Origin of the sequence: Pseudocolwellia sp. AS88 (genome assembly GCF_030551755.1) — a bacterium.
Lineage (GTDB): Bacteria > Pseudomonadota > Gammaproteobacteria > Enterobacterales > Alteromonadaceae > Pseudocolwellia.
Map to the genome: position 1 here is coordinate 36,347 of NZ_JAUPEC010000029.1, position 18,645 is coordinate 54,991.

At 35.9% G+C, this 18,645-nt stretch carries 16 protein-coding genes; 10 read left to right on the forward strand and 6 right to left on the reverse strand.

Translation table 11 applies throughout. The features are described from left to right. Positions 1-5: 5 nt before the first annotated feature. The 6 genes from lpdA to ampD form a co-directional block, all read right to left on the reverse strand. Positions 6-1,436: a dihydrolipoyl dehydrogenase gene (gene lpdA / locus Q5N69_RS16375; RefSeq protein ID WP_304370159.1), complete on the reverse strand. Its 1,431-nt coding sequence runs from the start codon at positions 1,434-1,436 to the stop codon at positions 6-8. A 232-nt stretch (positions 1,437-1,668) separates the two neighbouring features. After that, complete coding sequence (gene aceF / locus Q5N69_RS16380) at positions 1,669-3,633, reverse strand: pyruvate dehydrogenase complex dihydrolipoyllysine-residue acetyltransferase (RefSeq protein WP_304370160.1); 1,965 nt, start codon at positions 3,631-3,633, stop codon at positions 1,669-1,671. Between the two features lie 26 nt (positions 3,634-3,659). Further along, on the reverse strand, positions 3,660-6,344 hold the full coding sequence (aceE, locus tag Q5N69_RS16385) for a pyruvate dehydrogenase (acetyl-transferring), homodimeric type (RefSeq protein ID WP_304370161.1): 2,685 nt from the start codon (positions 6,342-6,344) through the stop codon (positions 3,660-3,662). 139 nt (positions 6,345-6,483) lie between these two features. Next, positions 6,484-7,257: a pyruvate dehydrogenase complex transcriptional repressor PdhR gene (pdhR, locus tag Q5N69_RS16390; protein WP_304370162.1), complete on the reverse strand. Its 774-nt coding sequence runs from the start codon at positions 7,255-7,257 to the stop codon at positions 6,484-6,486. Between the two features lie 363 nt (positions 7,258-7,620). Then, entirely contained in the window at positions 7,621-8,547 is a 927-nt protein-coding gene (gene ampE, locus Q5N69_RS16395) for a beta-lactamase regulator AmpE (RefSeq protein ID WP_304370163.1), read from the reverse strand. 168 nt (positions 8,548-8,715) lie between these two features. After that, positions 8,716-9,420 carry a 1,6-anhydro-N-acetylmuramyl-L-alanine amidase AmpD gene (gene ampD, locus Q5N69_RS16400; RefSeq protein ID WP_342866550.1) on the reverse strand — a complete coding sequence of 235 codons (705 nt, stop codon included), beginning with the start codon at positions 9,418-9,420 and terminating at the stop codon, positions 8,716-8,718. A 36-nt stretch (positions 9,421-9,456) separates the two neighbouring features. On the opposite strand from ampD, the gene Q5N69_RS16405 reads away from it, so the two are divergent. The 10 genes from Q5N69_RS16405 to yacG all read left to right on the forward strand — a co-directional run bounded on the left by Q5N69_RS16405 (position 9,457) and on the right by yacG (position 18,464). Next, positions 9,457-9,978 carry a TIGR02281 family clan AA aspartic protease gene (locus Q5N69_RS16405; protein WP_304370164.1) on the forward strand — a complete coding sequence of 174 codons (522 nt, stop codon included), beginning with the start codon at positions 9,457-9,459 and terminating at the stop codon, positions 9,976-9,978. Next, positions 9,979-10,911 carry a carboxylating nicotinate-nucleotide diphosphorylase gene (gene nadC / locus Q5N69_RS16410; protein WP_304370165.1) on the forward strand — a complete coding sequence of 311 codons (933 nt, stop codon included), beginning with the start codon at positions 9,979-9,981 and terminating at the stop codon, positions 10,909-10,911. Between the two features lie 367 nt (positions 10,912-11,278). After that, positions 11,279-11,716: a pilin gene (locus Q5N69_RS16415; protein WP_304370166.1), complete on the forward strand. Its 438-nt coding sequence runs from the start codon at positions 11,279-11,281 to the stop codon at positions 11,714-11,716. Positions 11,717-11,799: 83 nt separating this feature from the next. Then, positions 11,800-12,228: a pilin gene (locus Q5N69_RS16420; protein WP_304370167.1), complete on the forward strand. Its 429-nt coding sequence runs from the start codon at positions 11,800-11,802 to the stop codon at positions 12,226-12,228. A gap of 94 nt (positions 12,229-12,322) precedes the next feature. Next, positions 12,323-14,032 (forward strand): type IV-A pilus assembly ATPase PilB, encoded by a 1,710-nt coding sequence (pilB, locus tag Q5N69_RS16425; protein ID WP_304370168.1) that lies wholly within the window; start codon positions 12,323-12,325, stop codon positions 14,030-14,032. 124 nt (positions 14,033-14,156) lie between these two features. Beyond that, complete coding sequence (locus Q5N69_RS16430; RefSeq protein ID WP_304370169.1) at positions 14,157-15,407, forward strand: type II secretion system F family protein; 1,251 nt, start codon at positions 14,157-14,159, stop codon at positions 15,405-15,407. 128 nt (positions 15,408-15,535) lie between these two features. Next, the gene (locus Q5N69_RS16435) at positions 15,536-16,444 is read left to right on the forward strand and encodes an A24 family peptidase (protein WP_304370170.1); all 909 of its coding nucleotides are present in this window, start codon (positions 15,536-15,538) and stop codon (positions 16,442-16,444) included. A gap of 55 nt (positions 16,445-16,499) precedes the next feature. After that, a complete protein-coding gene (gene coaE, locus Q5N69_RS16440; protein ID WP_304370171.1) occupies positions 16,500-17,099 on the forward strand; it encodes a dephospho-CoA kinase in 600 nt (199 codons plus the stop codon). Between the two features lie 260 nt (positions 17,100-17,359). Beyond that, the gene (gene zapD / locus Q5N69_RS16445) at positions 17,360-18,115 is read left to right on the forward strand and encodes a cell division protein ZapD (protein WP_304370172.1); all 756 of its coding nucleotides are present in this window, start codon (positions 17,360-17,362) and stop codon (positions 18,113-18,115) included. Between the two features lie 112 nt (positions 18,116-18,227). Then, the gene (yacG, locus tag Q5N69_RS16450) at positions 18,228-18,464 is read left to right on the forward strand and encodes a DNA gyrase inhibitor YacG (protein ID WP_304370173.1); all 237 of its coding nucleotides are present in this window, start codon (positions 18,228-18,230) and stop codon (positions 18,462-18,464) included. The last annotated feature ends 181 nt before the right edge of the window (positions 18,465-18,645 follow it).

An 18,645-nucleotide genomic window follows, 5' to 3' on the forward strand; every position in this document is an offset into this window, starting at 1 on the left:
TAAAATTATTTTTTCTTTTTAACTGCTTTAGCATTTGGTAAATCAGTGATTGAACCTTCAAAGATTTCTGCTGCTAAACCAATTGATTCGTTTAACGTTGGGTGAGCATGAATAGTTAAACCAACATCTTCAGCATCAGCGCCCATTTCAACCGCTAAACAAACTTCACCAAGCATTTCGCCAGCATTGATACCAACAATAGCACCACCAAGAACACGACCTGTTTCTTTTTCAAAGATCATCTTAGTTTTACCTTCAGTACGTGCAGAAGCGATAGCACGTCCAGAAGCTGCCCAAGGGAAGTTAGCAACTTCAATGTTTAAACCTTGTTCTTTAGCTTCACGCTCTGTAACACCAACCCAAGCCATTTCAGGATCAGTATAAGCGATTGAAGGAATACAACGAGGTTCGAATGTATGTTTCTTACCAGAGATAACTTCAGCAGCACAATGAGCTTCATGAACAGCTTTATGAGCAAGCATTGGTTGACCAACTACGTCACCAATAGCAAAAATGTGATTTACGTTTGTACGTAATTCATTAGTCACATTAATGAAACCACGTTCATCAACATTAACACCAGCTTTGTCAGCGTCTACTAAGTGACCATTTGGTTTACGACCAACTGCAACTAAAATTTTGTCGTAACGAACTTGCCCTTCAGGAGCGTTCTTTCCTTCAAATGTTACGTATAAACCATCGTCTTTCGCATCAACTGCAACAACTTTAGTAGACAACATGATGTTGAATTTGTTTTTGTTGTAGTTAGTGTAAATTTTAACAATGTCTTTATCTGCAGCAGGTACAAGTTGGTCAGCAAATTCAACAACTGAAACGTTAGAACCTAACGCGTTGTATACAGTACCCATTTCTAAACCAATGATACCACCACCTAGAACTAACATTTCTTCTGGAACATCTTTAAGCTCTAAAGCACCAGTTGAATCGATAACGCGTGGATCTTCTGTTGGTATAAATGGTAAATCAACCACTGAAGAACCCGCAGCAATAATTGCATTATCAAAAGTAATTGTAGTTGTACCATCTTTACCTTCAACAGCGATTGTTTTATCGCTAGTGAATTTGCCGTAGCCGTAAACAGTTGTAACTTTACGTGCTTTAGCCATTCCGCCTAAACCACCAGTTAATTGACCGATTACACTTTCTTTCCAACCACGAATTTTGTCTAAATCGATTTCAGGCTTACCAAATGTAACACCGTGAGATGCCATTTCAGCAGCATCATCAATTACTTTAGCTACGTGTAATAATGCTTTTGATGGAATACAACCAACATTTAAACAAACACCGCCAAGTGTTTCACGACTTTCAACTAATACTACATCTAAACCTAAATCGGCAGCGCGGAATGCTGCTGAATAACCACCAGGGCCTGCGCCTAAAACTACTACTTGAGTTTTAATTTCGTTGCTCATGCTAACCTCAAATTTTGTATGAATATTTATTGCGTTGTTTAAATAAGCTTAATAAACACAACAAAGAATTTATTTTTATAATTCTGACAAGAAGTCTACTTAAACTCCGTCAAAATCTCTATCATTAATGAAAGATAATGTCGGTAAATATAAAAACTTTCAGTATATGTTACTGATGGGCTAATTTACCGACCTATTCATTAAGACACTTGTTACTTATAAAATACTTAAATTATAAAACAAGCTTTCTAATGTCTGACATAACACCCGCTAAATGCACAGTAAAGCGTGCTGCAAGTGCACCATCAATTACACGATGATCGTAAGACATAGACAATGGCAACATTAACTTAGGCTCAAAGTCTTTACCATTCCACTTAGGTTTCATTTCAGATTTAGATACACCTAAAATAGCAACCTCAGGTGCATTAACGATTGGAGTAAATGCTGTACCACCAATGCCACCTAAACTTGAAATAGTAAAACAACCGCCCTGCATATCAGCAGCTTTAAGTTTACCTTCACGTGCTTTAACACTAATTTCTAAAAGCTCACGAGATAATTCGTAAATACCTTTCTTATCAACATCACGCACAACAGGAACAACAAGTCCGTTTGGAGTATCTACAGCAACACCAATGTGGATGTACTTCTTAAGGATCAAGCTTTCGCCATCTTCACTTAAGCTTGAGTTGAATGTTGGGTATGCACGTAAAGCGTCTGCAGCAGCTTTTAAAATAAACACAAGTGGTGTAATTTTAAAGCCAAGTTTTTGCTTTTCACAAACAACGTTTTGTTCCTTACGGAAAGCTTCAACGTTAGTAATATCAGCTTCATCAAATTGAGTAACGTGTGGAATTGTTACCCAGTTGCGATGTAAGAATGGACCAGATATTTTCTGAATACGTGATAAGGCTTTAGTTTCAATCTCACCAAATTTAGAGAAATCGATAGCTTTAGCGCTTACAACTTGTAATCCACCTTCGCCAGCAGCTACTGAACTACCTGCATTCGCTTTCGGACGAGACAATTCATATTTAACGTATGATTGAACATCTTCTTTTAGGATACGACCTTTACGACCAGTACCTTTAACTAAGGTTAGATCAACACCAAACTCACGAGCCACTCTACGGATAGAAGGAGAAGTGTAAATAGCTCCTACCGCTTTATGTGTACCCGCTTGAGGATGATGAGGAACAGGCGCAGATTTAGCTTTAGTTGCAGGTGCTGTAACTGGAGCTGAAACAACAGCTGGAGTTTCAACCGGTACTGGCGCAATAGGAGCACCACTACTTGTTTCAAGCTTAATAACTAAAGTGCCTTTTTTAACTTTACCGCCAGTAGACACTAATACTTCTTTAACTGTACCAGCATGAGTAGATGGTACATCCATAGTCGCTTTATCAGTTTCTAGGGTAATTAAGCCATCTTCTTCATTGATTTCATCACCAACAGCAACAAGTACATCAATAATATCAACTTCGCCGTCTTCACCAATATCTGGAACAACAATATCAATAATTGCACTTTCAGTAGCAACCGGTGCAGCAGCCTGAGCTACAGGAGCCGAGGCAACAGGTGCAGGCGCTGCAGTTTCAGCAACAACAGAACCACCAGAAGTTTCTAGTTTAATAACAAGCGTACCTTGTTTAACTTTATCACCATTTGAGATGAAAACTTCTTTAACGGTTCCGGCATGAGTAGACGGTACGTCCATTGTTGCTTTATCTGTTTCTAAGGTAATTAAGCCATCTTCAGCTTCGATTACATCGCCAACAGCAACAAGTACATCAATAACGTCAACTTCGCCATCTTCACCAATATCAGGTACAGCAACGTCAATGACTTCACTTGCGCCTGAAGCTGCTGGCGCAGCTGGAGCTTCAACAGCAGGCGTTTCTGCTACAGGTGCAGCTGGTGCTTCAGCGGCAGGAGCTTCAGCCGGAGCCTCTGCACCTGATGCTTGTAATTCACCAATTACGTCACCTTCTTTAATTTTGTCGCCAACAGATACTGAAAGACTTGATAATACTCCAGCAAAAGGTGCTGGAATATCCATTGAAGCTTTATCAGTTTCAACAGTCACAATACCTTCGTCAGCTTCTAATGTATCGCCAACAGCAACACAAATTTCAATAATCTCAACTTCTTCGCCACCAACATCTGGGACTAGAATTTTTTGAATATCAGACATTTCTTTGATTCCTTCTCTAGTCACTATTACGCGTAAAGTGGGTTAAGTTTATCAGTGTCAATGTTAAAGCGTTTAATTGCTTCAGTTACAAGACTTCTTTCTACTTCGCCACGGCTTGCTAATTCGAATAATGAAGCAACAACAATGTAGCTAGCATTAACTTCGAAATGCGTACGTAAGTTAGCACGGCTATCACTACGACCGAAACCATCAGTACCTAAACAACGGTAGTCTGTGTCAATAAATGCACGAACCTGGTCTGAGTATGATTTAACATAATCAGTTGCAGCAATTGCTGGACCCGCATCTTTAGTAATTACACTAGAGATATGAGCAGACTTTTGTTTTGCTTCAGGGTTAAGCATGTTCCAACGAGTAACTTCTTGACCTTCACGAGCTAACTCGTTGAATGAAGTTACAGAGTAAACGTCACTTGAAACGTTGTAATCTTCACTTAATATTTGAGCCGCTTTACGTACTTCATTTAAGATAGTACCAGAACCCATTAATTGAACATTTGCTTTGGCTTTTTTAGCTTCTACACGTTCAAGTTTGTAAATACCTTTAATGATATCTTTAGCAACTTGCTCGCCTTCAGCACCTTCAGGCATTGCAGGATGTTGGTAGTTTTCATTCATTAATGTCATGTAGTAGAAAACATTTTCGTTCTCACCGTACATGCGACGTAAACCATCTTGAACAATAACAGCAACTTCATAACCGTATGTTGGATCATAAGTTACACAGTTAGGGATCAAGTTAGCTTGAACATGTGAATGTCCATCTTGATGTTGTAAACCTTCACCGTTAAGTGTTGTACGACCAGCAGTAGCACCTAATAAGAAACCACGTGCTTGGCTATCGCCAGCTGCCCATGCTAAATCACCAACACGTTGGAAACCAAACATTGAGTAGTAGATGTAGAACGGGATAGTTGTCGCGTTACAAGTAGAGTAAGACGTACCAGAAGCAACCCAAGAAGCCATTGCACCTAACTCGTTGATACCTTCTTGTAATACTTGACCTTTCTTATCTTCACGGTAGTAAGCAACTTGGTCAGCATCTTGAGGAACATATTTTTGTCCTTCGTTTGCATAAATACCAACTTGGCGGAATAAACCTTCCATACCGAAAGTACGTGCTTCATCAGGTATAATTGGAACAACACGCTTACCAATTTTCTTATCTTTTAAAACAGCATTTAATACACGAACAAACGTCATTGTTGACGAAACTTCACGCTCACCAGAACCTTTCAAAATAGCATCGAATATTTTCAATCCAGGCATTTCTAATTGTTCTTCAGCTTGTTCACGACGAGCAGGTAATGAACCACCTAAGGCTTCACGACGAGCTTTCATGTACAAGTATTCAGGGCTATCTTCCGGGAATTTGTAGAATGGTAAATCTTCAATTTGATCATCAGCGATAGGCATATTGAAACGATCACGGTATCTCTTGATAGATTCAACGTCCATTTTCTTAACGTTATGTGCAACGTTTTGCGCTTCGCCTGATGCACCTAAACCAAAACCTTTAACAGTTTTAGCAAGGATTACTGTAGGACGACCTTTTGTTTCCATTGCTTTTTTGTAAGCAGCGTAAACTTTAACAGGATCATGTCCACCACGGTTTAAGCGGTAGATATCTTCGTCAGACATGTTAGCAACTAATGCAGCTGTTTCTGGGTATTTATTGAAGAAGTTTTCGCGAGTGTACTTACCACCTTTCGCTTTACAGTTTTGGTATTCACCATCTACTGTTTCACTCATCAATTGTAATAATTTACCTGAAGTATCACGGGCGATTAATGCATCCCAGTATGAACCCCAAATAACTTTAACAACTTCCCAACCTGCGCCACGGAATGTACCTTCAAGTTCTTGAATGATTTTTCCGTTACCACGTACTGGTCCATCTAAACGTTGTAAGTTACAGTTGATAACGAAACATAAGTTATCTAAACCTTCACGTGAAGCTAAACCAATAGCACCTAATGATTCTGGTTCATCAGTTTCACCATCACCTAAGTAACAGTAAACACGTTGACCTGAACAATCTTTAATTCCACGGTCTGTAAGGTATTTTAAGAAACGAGCCGTATAAATAGCTTGTAATGGACCTAAGCCCATAGAAACTGTAGGGAACTGCCAAAAATCTTTCATCAAATGAGGATGCGGGTATGAAGATAAACCTTCGCCATCACACTCTTGACGGAAGTTATTCATTTGCTTCTCAGTTAAACGGCCTTCTAAAAATGCGCGACCGTAAATACCTGGAGAAATATGACCTTGTGCGAAAATAAAATCGCCGCCATCTTTTTCTGAAGCAGCTTTAAAGAAGTGGTTAAAACCTACATCGTAAAGTGTCGCAGAAGAAGCGAAGCTGCCAATGTGACCACCTAAGTCTAAATCTTTCTTTGAAGCACGTAATACAAGTACTAAAGCATTCCAACGAATTGCAGCACGAATGCGCGACTCGATAGTTTGGTCTGCAGGCATGTGTGGTTCTTGCCCAGGAGGAATAGTGTTTACGTATGCTGTTTTAGCATCAAACGGTAAATGTGTACCGCTACGACGTGCACTATCGATTAATTTTTCCAATAGATAATGAGCGCGCTCAGGCCCTTCATTTTCTAATACAGACTCCATTGATTCTAACCATTCTTGCGTTTCTAAAGAATCAATATCAATTTTCGGGAGCTCAGACATAATTACTTAGTCTCCAAATGTTATTAAAGCCACTACATATTGTGGCTTTGGGATTAAAGTTAAATATTAAAATTTACTTAAAAATTACTTAAACAATTAAAGGCAATTAACCTTTAATAATAATGTTTAGACTATACGCCTATGTTTTACGTTGCATCCGTCTCATTGAACGCTCTACACGACTATTTTCTTGTGTGAGTTTCAACAAAACTTCTTCAATAAAAGCTAAATGACTATGGCTAGCTCCCCAAGCACGCTGAGGTTTACCACTAACTATAGCTTCTAATAAATTCTTTCGGTAATCTGTATTCTGAGAGAAAATATCAGGCCGCTTAGCCATCATTGTTAAATTCTTTTCTATATTGTCTACTAGTAAGCTTTTCATACTGCGAGATAAGTGCAAAATAATCGCGTTATGTGAAGCCGCACAAATGGCTAAATAAAAATCGAATACTGCATTAGCTTCTAATTTGTAGTCGTTTTCTAACTGTGCATTACCAATATTGTCGTGTTTCTTTTGTATCTCACTGAAGTCAGCTTCTGTGCCTCGCATTGCAGCGTAATATGAAGCCATGCCTTCTATTCCGTGTCTAAACTCTAACAAATCAAACTGCGATTCATTATTTTGAGCCATTAACTCGAAAAGTGGATCAGACAAACCACTTAGAATGGTTTCGCTAACAAAGGTTCCACCACCTTGTTTACGTACTACCAATTTTTTTGCTTCTAGCTTTTGTATCGCTTCTCTTAAAGATGGACGCGATACATCAAATTGCTTAGCAAGTTCACGTTCAGGTAACAATTTCTCACCTGCCTGTAAGCTTCCTTCAAGTATCATAGTTTCCAATTGCTCTTGAATAACATCAGATAACTTTGGTTGCTTAACTGTTTTTATTAAACCGCTATACGACATTTTGCTTACTACCTCTACCACCTAACAGGCTTAAAAAAGCTTGGTAAATTGGTCTTACCATTAATATTTTGGTGTAAAAATAACAAAACTTCGTGGTTTTGTAAACGTAACATAGTTTAATTCGAAGCATTTTCCAAGTGAAATTTTAGAGTTAAAGCTTCAAACAAACGTTTAACTCCAATATTAATGACTATTGATAATCATGTAAAAACATGAAATTACAACAACTTGGCTTAGACCTACTTAATGCTTTATTTATCTAAATCTAAAGTAACTTTTATATTTTGTTTATTACATAAATAAGCTTAGTTTATGTAATAAAACAACATAAGCTTTAAAGTTGCATACTAAAACTTAACGCCCTTAAAGTACTCCAGTGAGTATTAAAATAGAAATAAAAGCTAAACAAAGTAATAAGGTTCTTTTTGCTAATCTAACTAAAGTACAAGGCTCAGCTGAGCAATCTTCAGTTTCAATCATAATGTCTTCAGATTTTTGCGCTACAGAAATTAACACCTCAGAAGATGGCATATTTATATCAAATAAATTTGCTAACCAAACAGGAACAGCTTTTGAAAAATGACCAACTAACATGTAACCCAAAGCTATAATTCTCACTGGCAACCAATCAGCAACAAAAAGTATTTTACTAGAAATACAAACCTCTAGCCTTTGCTCTTCTTCTGTAACTGACGCGATATTTTCTGATGTAACGGCTTCAGTAGTTTCAGAAGTAACTTCTTGCTTAAATTCTTGGGTAATTTCTTTTGTGTCTTTTTGTGTAACACAGCGTTCGTTTATACTTGTCAGCAAACGATAAAATACTGCGCCTGGCGCACCAAAAACCACAAAAAACAACATCACGGCAATAAAGTAACGGTAATTCAACCAAACTAAAGCCTGCCCAAAGCCCATTTGTGGTAGCTGTTTATTTTGCAAGAACTCTTGATGAATTAAATCACACGTTGTGGTTTCACCTTTAAAAGCAGCTACTAAATATCTTTTATAAGTATCTCGTGTATGCGAACAACCAAAACAAACAATCAGAGTTATCGTTGAAGCCACTAAATATAAAAAACCATTACCTAATTGCTCTAATAGAAAATAACAAAGCAAAGTAGGTAATGATAATATAAGCACCATCATAATTGCAGATTTGGTGTTTGAACCTGCAGTATCGTCTTTTAAAGCTAACTGACTATATTGCTTATAATACGTGTTAAAATGCCACCATTTATTTGTTAAATAACGTTCAGACAACAACGCAATTAGTAAACTGATCAAACTCATATAACTTAGCCTTACTTATTATGAATGTAGAATTAGTGAAAATTAATACTTGGTTATTCAAGGTGTTTATAAAAATCTAGATACCTGATTATACTCTGCTTATATTTATTGTACTTATATAGGTACAGTTATTTATAAAGAGTAATGTTATTATTTTAGCGTTTTGATTTACGCTTTTTGTATTTGTTGTAAACAAGTATAAAAGTAGTGCCAATCAAATGCTTCACCAGGATCTGTTTTTCTCCCTGGCGCAATTTGATTATGACCTGAAATATTATCTTTAATATTTGGATATTCTTGTTGAAGTGAAAAACATGCCGTAGCTAACGTTTTGTATTGTTGTTCAGTATAAAGAATATCATCAGCCCCTTCTAGTTCAATTCCAATAGAAAAGTCATTACATTTATCTCTACCTTTATACTCAGATACTCCAGCATGCCAAGCTTTATCTAAAAATGATACATATTGCACTAAACTGCCATCTCTTTTAATAAGACAATGAGCAGACACTTTCATCTCATGAATGGTTTCAAAATATGGATGCGCATCTTTATCTAATTTTCCTAGAAAGAAATCCGTAATGTAATCTCCACCAAACTGATTAGGCGGTAAAGAAATATTATGCACAACTAATAAACTAACATCAGAACAGTCTTTTTTGGGGCTGAAATGTGGAGATGGGCATCGCGTAATAAAATTGGTTTGAGCCGTTTGCTCTTTTTCTTTAAAGCGAGATGAGTTTATTGCAAGCTCTGATGTTTGAGGTAAATCACAAAACCAACCATCAACAATTTCAAACATAATGTCTACTTTGTTATTTGTTTTTTTATTTAAAGTGTCGGCATTTAATTGGCTAACCGAAGAATTAGTCATACAATATCAATCTATATTTAAACTATACGGGCTATTATGACTGAAGAAGATACAACAAACAAAATAGGAAAGTATTTTGGTTGGATTGCATGGATAATAGCAATTGGTATGCTGGTTTTCTTTTTTCAAGAATTGTTAGATAAGCAACAAAACCCTAATAGTTCACCCACCAGTTATTTATCAGAAAATGGTTTGAATGAAGTTCACCTAAAAAGAAACAAACAAGGTCATTACATAACTTCAGGTAAAATTAACCAACAATCAGTTATCTTTTTATTAGATACCGGCGCGACGGATGTTTCTATACCAGAACATATAGCAGATAAATTAAATCTACCACGTTATAATAAATACCAAGTATCTACAGCAAACGGTTATACCTATGTATATCGTTCTGTGATTAACGAATTAAAGATCGGTGATATTACACTATATAATGTAGAGGCTAATATTAACCCTTCATTTAAAAGCGACGAAATACTCTTAGGTATGAGCGCGTTAAAGCAGCTAGAACTTCATCAAAGCGGCAATACATTAAAATTACGAGAACAAAACTAAATGCAAACACCTCAAGTTACAGCTCCTATTACAGCACAGCTACAAAAAGACATTATCAACACTATTACTTTTGCACTTAAAGAAGACCTAAATGATGGCACTGATATTACCGCTGAACTCATTCCTGAAATGGAAACAGCTCACGCTACCGTAATAACCCGCGAAGAATGTATATTTTGTGGCGTTGCTTGGGTTAATGAAGTATTTAAACAGCTTGATGAAATTGTTACTAGAAAGATAAAACAAGAAAACCCTAATGAAGTTTTTGTTCCTACAAGCATCACCTGGTTTGTTAATGACGGACAACATGTATCAGCAAACACCACCTTATTCGAACTATCAGGTTATGCTCGTACCTTATTAACAGGTGAACGAACTGCATTAAACTTTGTACAAACACTTTCGGGTACTGCCACTATTACCAGTGAATATGTGAAAGCACTAGCAAGCACAACTACTAAATTATTAGATACACGCAAAACTATCCCTGGATTGCGTAATGCACAAAAATACGCGGTAACTTGTGGCGGTGGCTACAACCACAGAATCGGCTTATTCGACGCCTTCTTAATAAAAGAAAACCACGTAGCAGCTTGTGGCGGAATAACTCAAGCCATTAACAGAGCTCAACAAAATCATCCAAATAAAAAAGTTGAAGTGGAAGTTGAATCCATCGACGAACTAAACCAAGCATTAAGCGCAAGTGCCGACATTATCATGTTAGATAACTTCAGCCATGCAATGATCGAACAAGCCGTTATACTAAGAAATGAGTCAGCAGAAACATTGAATAAAAGAACTCAGCTGGAAGTTTCAGGTAATATGACCTTATCAACTCTAACAGATTATGCAAAATCGGGTATCGACTTTATTTCAGTAGGCGCATTAACTAAGCAAGTTAATGCTATTGATCTTTCTATGCGATTTTCATAACAAATAATCATCAGTAAATAGGGTTTAAAAATAGAAAAAAACAACAAACAAGAATTAATATTGGCAAGATAATGTGTAATAGCTAGTAACAATATAGAACTTGCTTAATCTTTAACGTGCCAACAATTGTATAATTAACAAACAACAAAGGCAGTTTTTTGTATACAATCTAAAAAGTACACGCTTAAATTAAAGAGATAACTTGTTAAAATAAAGTGACTTTTTTAACAGAATGTAAATTTTTTGCTAAAAATCAAATAAAAAGTAAAAAAACACAAAAAAATGCATAAGAATGTTTTACATATTTAAAAAAGTGTCGCAGTATAGATACAACCCTCGTAACAAAAAATGAATGGAAACTTAAAATATGAAAACTTTAAATAACAAAAACAGAATCAACAAAGCAAAAGGTTTTACCCTTATTGAATTAATGATCGTTGTTGCGATTATCGGTATTTTAGCAGCGGTTGCATTGCCTGCTTATCAAACTTATTCAGACCGAGCTAAGTTTGCTGAAGCAGTATTAGCTGCTACGCCTCTAAAATCAGCAATTGAAGTAGCAGTTCAAACTAAAAATCCAGCTAACCTTGCAGCTTTAGCTCCAGCTACATTAGGTATTCCTGCTGATATTACAGCTACAACTGATGTTCATGGCTCAGCAGTTGCTTCTGGCGTAATAACAATTACATGGAAGAGTGATAGTTCAGATTTAGCAGGTATTACTTATACATTAACGCCTGATGGTGTTACAGCTCCAGTTCAATGGACTCAAGGCGGTACGTGCTTAACAAATGGTTATTGTTAATAATTAACTTATAAACACAATAATATATGTTGACTAAAAAGCTCCCAAGGGAGCTTTTTTTATTATAAAGTTAAGGTAATGTAATGAATAATCAAACTAACAGTTCAAACCAAAATGGCTTTACTTTAATTGAATTAATGATAGTTGTAGCTATTTTAGGAATATTAATAGCTATTGCACTACCAGCATATAATACATATTTTGATCGAGCAAAGTTTGCTGAAGCAACTCTTGCCGCATCACCATTAAAGCTAAGTATTGATGTTGCAATTCAAACTAAAAAACCTTCAACCTTGTCAGAGATCAATGGGGGAGTTTTAGGTATAGCTGACAATATATCAAGAACATCAAGTACTCATGGTTCATCTGTATCAGGTGGGATAATAACAATTACTTGGAAAAATGATGGCTCAAATTTGGATGGCATTACATATACTTTGCAAGCTGATGGAGTTACCTCACCTGTAAAGTGGACGCAAGCTGGTACATGTTTAACAAATGGCTATTGCTAAGATCTTTTTCCTAAAAAAGTTAAACTCTTTTTTGTTTTTCTCTTCGAATGAAAGTACACTCAAGTTATAATTAATCTAATGTAAATAAAGGTATATGAAAGGTAATCATAAACAGTCCAGTTTACTTTCTGCGTTATCGAAATATGATGTTGTTCCCGCCAACATGGTGGAGAGCATAAACTCTGACTTTCAAAAACAAAAAAAACCTTTTATTCGTTTTCTTGTAGAAGATAAAGAATACGATGCCAATAACATTGCCAACACACTATCGCGTACTTTTGGTTATCCGTTAATAGATTTAGCGACTTTTGATACAAGCTTAGTTCCTGAAGGTGTGCGTAATGAATCGTTAATTAGAAAACATCATGCTTTGCCTTTATTTTTAAGGGGCAAAGTTTTATTTGTTGCCCTCTCCGATCCAACCAACCTAGAAGCTCTTGAAGAAATACAATTTAATACAGGTTACAGCACCGAACTAGTTTTATCTGATGAAACCAGCTTAAATACCTGTATTGAAAGAGTATTAGATGAAGAAAATGATAGTTTAGATATATCTGATATAGATGCCGATGAATTAGCCGGCATTGATGTTCAGGAAGATCGTAATGATGATGACAATGGACATGTAGGCAATGACAAAGAAGATGCACCAATTGTTGTTTACATTAACAAAATTTTATTAGATGCCATCAAAAAAGGCGCATCTGATTTACATTTTGAACCTTACGAAAAGTCTTACCGTATTCGCTTTCGTGTGGATGGCATATTAACTGAAATTGCTCGCCCTCCTGTCAACTTAGCATCAAGAATGGCAGCACGTTTAAAGGTTATGTCTAAACTTGATATTGCCGAACGACGAGTACCGCAAGATGGTCGTATTAAATTAGCATTATCTAAAAAGAAATCAATCGACTTTCGTGTAAGTAGTCTCCCAACCATGTGGGGTGAGAAAATAGTAATGCGTATTCTAGACTCATCCAGTGCTATGTTAGGCATTGAGATGCTGGGCTATGAAGACGCACAAAAGAAAATTTATACCGAAGCGCTCGATCAACCTCAAGGTATGATTTTAGTTACCGGACCTACAGGCTCAGGTAAAACAGTCTCTTTATATACTGGCTTGAATATATTAAACACCCCTGAACGCAATATATCTACAGCGGAAGATCCGGTAGAAATTAATTTAGAAGGTATTAACCAAGTTCAAATAAATGTTCGAGCAGGCCTAACCTTTCCTAATGCATTACGTTCTTTCTTACGTCAAGATCCCGATATCGTCATGGTAGGTGAAATTCGTGATTTAGAAACGGCTGAAATATCAATTAAAGCCGCACAAACAGGTCATTTAGTTTTATCAACACTCCATACTAACTCTGCAGCTGAAACACTTAGCAGATTGCTTAATATGGGCGTACCTGCTTATAACGTGGCGAGTTCCGTTAGTATTATTATTGCCCAACGCCTTGCGCGTCGCCTTTGTATGCAATGTAAAGAAGAAGAACATATTCCAGAGCATGAACTCATAAATCAAGGTTTTACTCTAGAACAACTACCTAAAGTTAAAATATTTAAAGCCATAGGTTGTGACCATTGTACTAATGGCTATAAAGGCCGTGTGGGTATCTATGAAGTGATAAAGATCACTGAAAGGATTGCCACTATTATTATGGAAGGCGGAAACTCTTTAGATGTTGCTGAACAGTGTCAAAAAGAAGGTTTTAACAATTTACGTCAATCAGGTTTAATAAAAGCGATGAATGGCATTACAAGTTTAGAAGAAATTAATCGCGTAACAAGTTCATAGCAACTTATAAAATAGGCAGCTGTTTTATAAATATATATATCAGCAATATAATAAAAAATAAAAAGCTAAAACATAAATTACAATAAAAAACACTTATCAATATTACAAAGACTTAGGTATTTACATGGCAGTATCAAGTACTAAATCAAAAAAAACAGCAGCTCCTAAAGCACTAGATGTATTTGTCTGGCAAGGCGTTAACCGTAAAGGCAAAAAAATATCTGGTGAACTTCCTGCTCCCAGCTTAATGGCTTTAAAAGCCCAATTACGTAAACAAGGTATAACGCCAGGTAAAGTAAAGAAAAAAGCTAAACCGTTGTTTGGTATGAGTGGCGAAAAACCAATCACACAGGGTGATATTGCAGCTATTACTCGTCAAATTGCAACTATGCTGGGTGCTGGTGTACCTCTAGTACAAACTATCGAAATGATAGGGACAGGCCATAGTAACCCTAAAGTGCAAAGGCTATTGGGTGATATTGGTAATAAACTTCAATCAGGTTTACCTTTATCTGATTGCCTAAGAGATCACCCTTTACATTTTGATGGCCTTTATTGTGATTTAGTAAATTCTGGTGAACAATCAGGCTCACTAGAAACGATTTACGACAGAATAGCAACATATAAAGAAAAAGCTGAAATACTTAAAGCTAAAATTAAAAAAGCCATGACTTATCCGATAGCTGTTTTAGTTATAGCCTTAATAGTAACTTCAATATTATTAATATTCGTAGTACCTGTATTTCAAGAAATATTTGAAAGTTTTGGTGCTGAACTGCCTGCATTCACTTTATTTGTAGTCGGTATATCTGAATTTATGCAAAGTTATTGGTATATTGGTCTAGGGGGTATTTTTCTTGCTAGTTTTTTATTTAAACGAGCCCATAGAAATAGTGCAAAATTACGAGATAGTGTAGATAAGAAAATATTAAAACTCCCTGTCATTGGTGACTTACTGAAAAAGGCTGCAGTTGCACGTTTTGCTCGAACATTATCCACCACTTTTGCTGCCGGTGTTCCTTTACCTGATGCATTACAGTCGGCAGCAGGAGCTTCAGGAAATGCTGTATTTAGAGATGCGATATTAGATATTAGATCGGAAGTAACCTCGGGTATGCAAATGAATTTAGCCATGCGTAATTCAAGTATCTTTCCAGACCTAGTTATTCAAATGGTGGCTATTGGTGAAGAGTCTGGTGCTGTTGATGATATGCTATCTAAAGTTGCAACAGTATATGAAAGAGAAGTAGATGATGCAGTTGATAACTTAACAGCCTTGATAGAACCAATGATAATGGCAGTATTAGGTGTAGTTATTGGTGGTTTAATTATTGCCATGTACTTACCTATTTTCCAAATTGGTATGGTTGTATAAGCCGATATTCGAACTTTATAAGAATATAAAAAACCCATTAAGCTATTCTTTTGAATGGCTTAATGTTTTTAATGACGATTTAAATACTCCCTAATAACTTTCCTATAGGGTTTAACCTGAGGCTTTAAATGTTTACTGACCTAATGACTGCTTTTGAGCAAAACTTAACTATTTTTTATGGTGTTGTTGCTTTATTTTCTTTATTAATTGGTAGTTTTTTAAATGTCGTTATCTATCGCTTACCTAAAATGATGGAACAAGGCTGGTATAAAGAATGTCGTGAATTTTTAGCTGATGAATTAGTAGATAATAAACAAAAGCCGGATCAAAAAAAAGAACAAGAAGCTAAACCTGAGATTACACTTTCTAAACCTGCATCCACTTGTCCTAAGTGCGGACATTTAATTCGTTTCTATGAAAACATTCCTGTTATTAGCTGGGTGTTTTTGCGTGGTAAATGCAGCCAATGTAAAAATAAAATATCGGCACGATACCCTTTTATTGAGCTTGCTACAGCCATATTAAGCACTGTAGTCGCGGTTAATTTTGGCGTAACAATAACAACCCTTTTTATTATCTTATTAACTTATGCGTTAATTACCTTAACTATGATTGATTATGATCACATGCTATTGCCTGATCAAATCACTCTACCCTTTCTATGGCTTGGTTTACTGGTCAACATTAATGGCACCATAGTTCCATTGCAAGATGCTGTTATTGGTGCAGCAGTGGGTTATATGAGCTTGTACAGTATATTTTGGGGATTTAAGTTACTTACGGGTAAAGAAGGTATGGGATTTGGTGATTTTAAACTAGTTGCTTTATTTGGTGCTTGGATAGGCTGGCAACTTTTACCTATACTTATTTTAATGGCATCTGCTGTTGGTGCAATTATCGGCATTAGCTTAATGGTGTTTAAGAATCATCAACGTGAACAAGCTATTCCATTTGGTCCATACCTAGCAATAGCCGGTTGGATAACAATGATCTGGGGTAATAGTATTTGGAGTTGGTATTTAAGTACCCTTGTATAGATTTCAAATAATATTAATAAGTAATTAACTCGGAACTATTTATGCCATGTGTACCATGAAAAAACTTGTTGTTGGTTTAACTGGCGGTATTGGCAGTGGTAAAACCACAGTAGCGAATATGTTCCATGATCTAGGTGTTGAGCTAGTAGATGCCGATATTATTGCTCGTGAAGTGGTAGAACCTAATTCTTTTGCTTTAGATCAAATTAAACAACATTTTGGTGATGATTTTATCCAAGCTGATGGTTATTTAGACCGCACTAAATTACGCCACAAAATATTCAGTTCTGAATTAGATAAGCAATGGCTTAATGCTCTATTACACCCGCTTATTCGCGAATCTATCCTCTCTAAAATATCTGAAAGTTCTGGACAATATTGTATTTTGGTTGCGCCATTACTTTTTGAAAATGAATTAACTCAATATGTAAATCGCACTTTAGTTGTCGATGTTACGGAATCAATACAGATTGAAAGAACCGTTAAAAGAGATAACAGTAATAGCGATATCATTGAAAAAATTATCGCAAGTCAAATATCGAGAACTCAAAGGCTAAAACTTGCTGATGATATTATTGATAACTCGACTACCAATTTAAGTTTAATAGCTAAAAAAGTTGATGAGCTTCATCATTTGTATTTAAGTTATGCCTAAAACATACCTGTGTTCTATCTAGTAAATACTAAGTTTAAACACAATTACAGTCAGTCTTAGCACCTGTTACCGTTATACAATATACCAACCTCGTCTGCTCTACTTCTATATTCATTGCAAACAAAACACCTCAAAATCACATTAAATTGAACCTCTAAAGCTCGATAGACTCTAATAACCCTGTAAAGTGTAAGATTTTATGAAATACAATAGCCATTTTATCTTTGCGGCGCTAAGATGGTGCAATTCTAAGGAGCTAGATGATTGTTATGTCGCCTGTATTATTTGAACACCCATTAAACGAACGTATTCGTAACTATTTAAAACTTGAACAATTGTTTAAGTATTTAGACATTAGCTCGTCTGGCGATATTAATTCCTCTCATATAACATTCTTTAATGGCCTGTTTTCGATTGTTGACACACTTGAAAGAAACGATATTCGTGGCGATTTAATTAAAGAATTAGAAAAGCTAGAACAACATCTTGTAGTTTGGTCGCAAGCACCAGATATTGACACTTCCCTACTAGAAGAAAATCTAAAACAGACGGTTTATTTGTTGTGTGAGTTGAAGAAAAAAAAACAGCAATGGTTAAACTACCGAGATATCAAATTTTTAACAGGCCTCAAACAAAGATTCGCTATGCAAGGCGGAACGTGTGCTTTTGATTTACCTCAATTACATTTTTGGTTAAGCCAAGATAACAGTATATTACAAGCTGAAATGAAGTCGTGGATAAACCTATTTTCTTCTATTTCTAACAGCTTATTTTTAACATTAAAGTTTATACGTTTACGTGGCGACTTTATAAAAATAAGTACAGATAATGGTTTTTACCAAGACAACGGTGAAAGCTTATCTCTACTTCGTATAAGAACACCAGAAAATGCTAACTTCTACCCTACGGTGAGCGGCAATAAATTCCGTTATTCAATCCGTTTTGTTGTACCTTGTAATGAAATGGGCCGACGTTATTTAAACCAGCCAACAGACTTTGAATTAGCAAGGTGTTAGTACTTTACTAATTCAAGCTATTTGGGTTTATAATGCTTAAATTCGTAACATTCCAGTTTATAATGCGCTGCTTTATACTGTACAAAGTAATTTTATCTTAAAGAGTTTTCTCATGACCTTAAAAGTTCCATGCCCTAATTGTAGTGCCAGTGTTGTTTGGCAACCAGAAAGTACTTACCGACCATTTTGCAGTAAACGTTGTCAGCTTATTGATCTAGGTGAGTGGGCGGATGAAGGCCATAAAATAGCTCAAAACATAGATCCTAACCAAGAAATTACAGAAGAAATGCTGGACGCTTTAGAAGGTGAGTTTTTACAAAACAATAAGTTTTTTGTAGAGCCTGAATAAGTACTAAGATTTGAATAATCTAAATTCTGGTCATTGAAAATGACAATCTGTTGATTAACTCAGTCAGAAAAAAACAAGATAATGATCAGAGTTTGATTTATAAATAATACCAATTTGATTAATTAAGTGATCTACTTTTTCATGAGGAAAAATGGATAATTACAAGGCATAAAATTTAGTA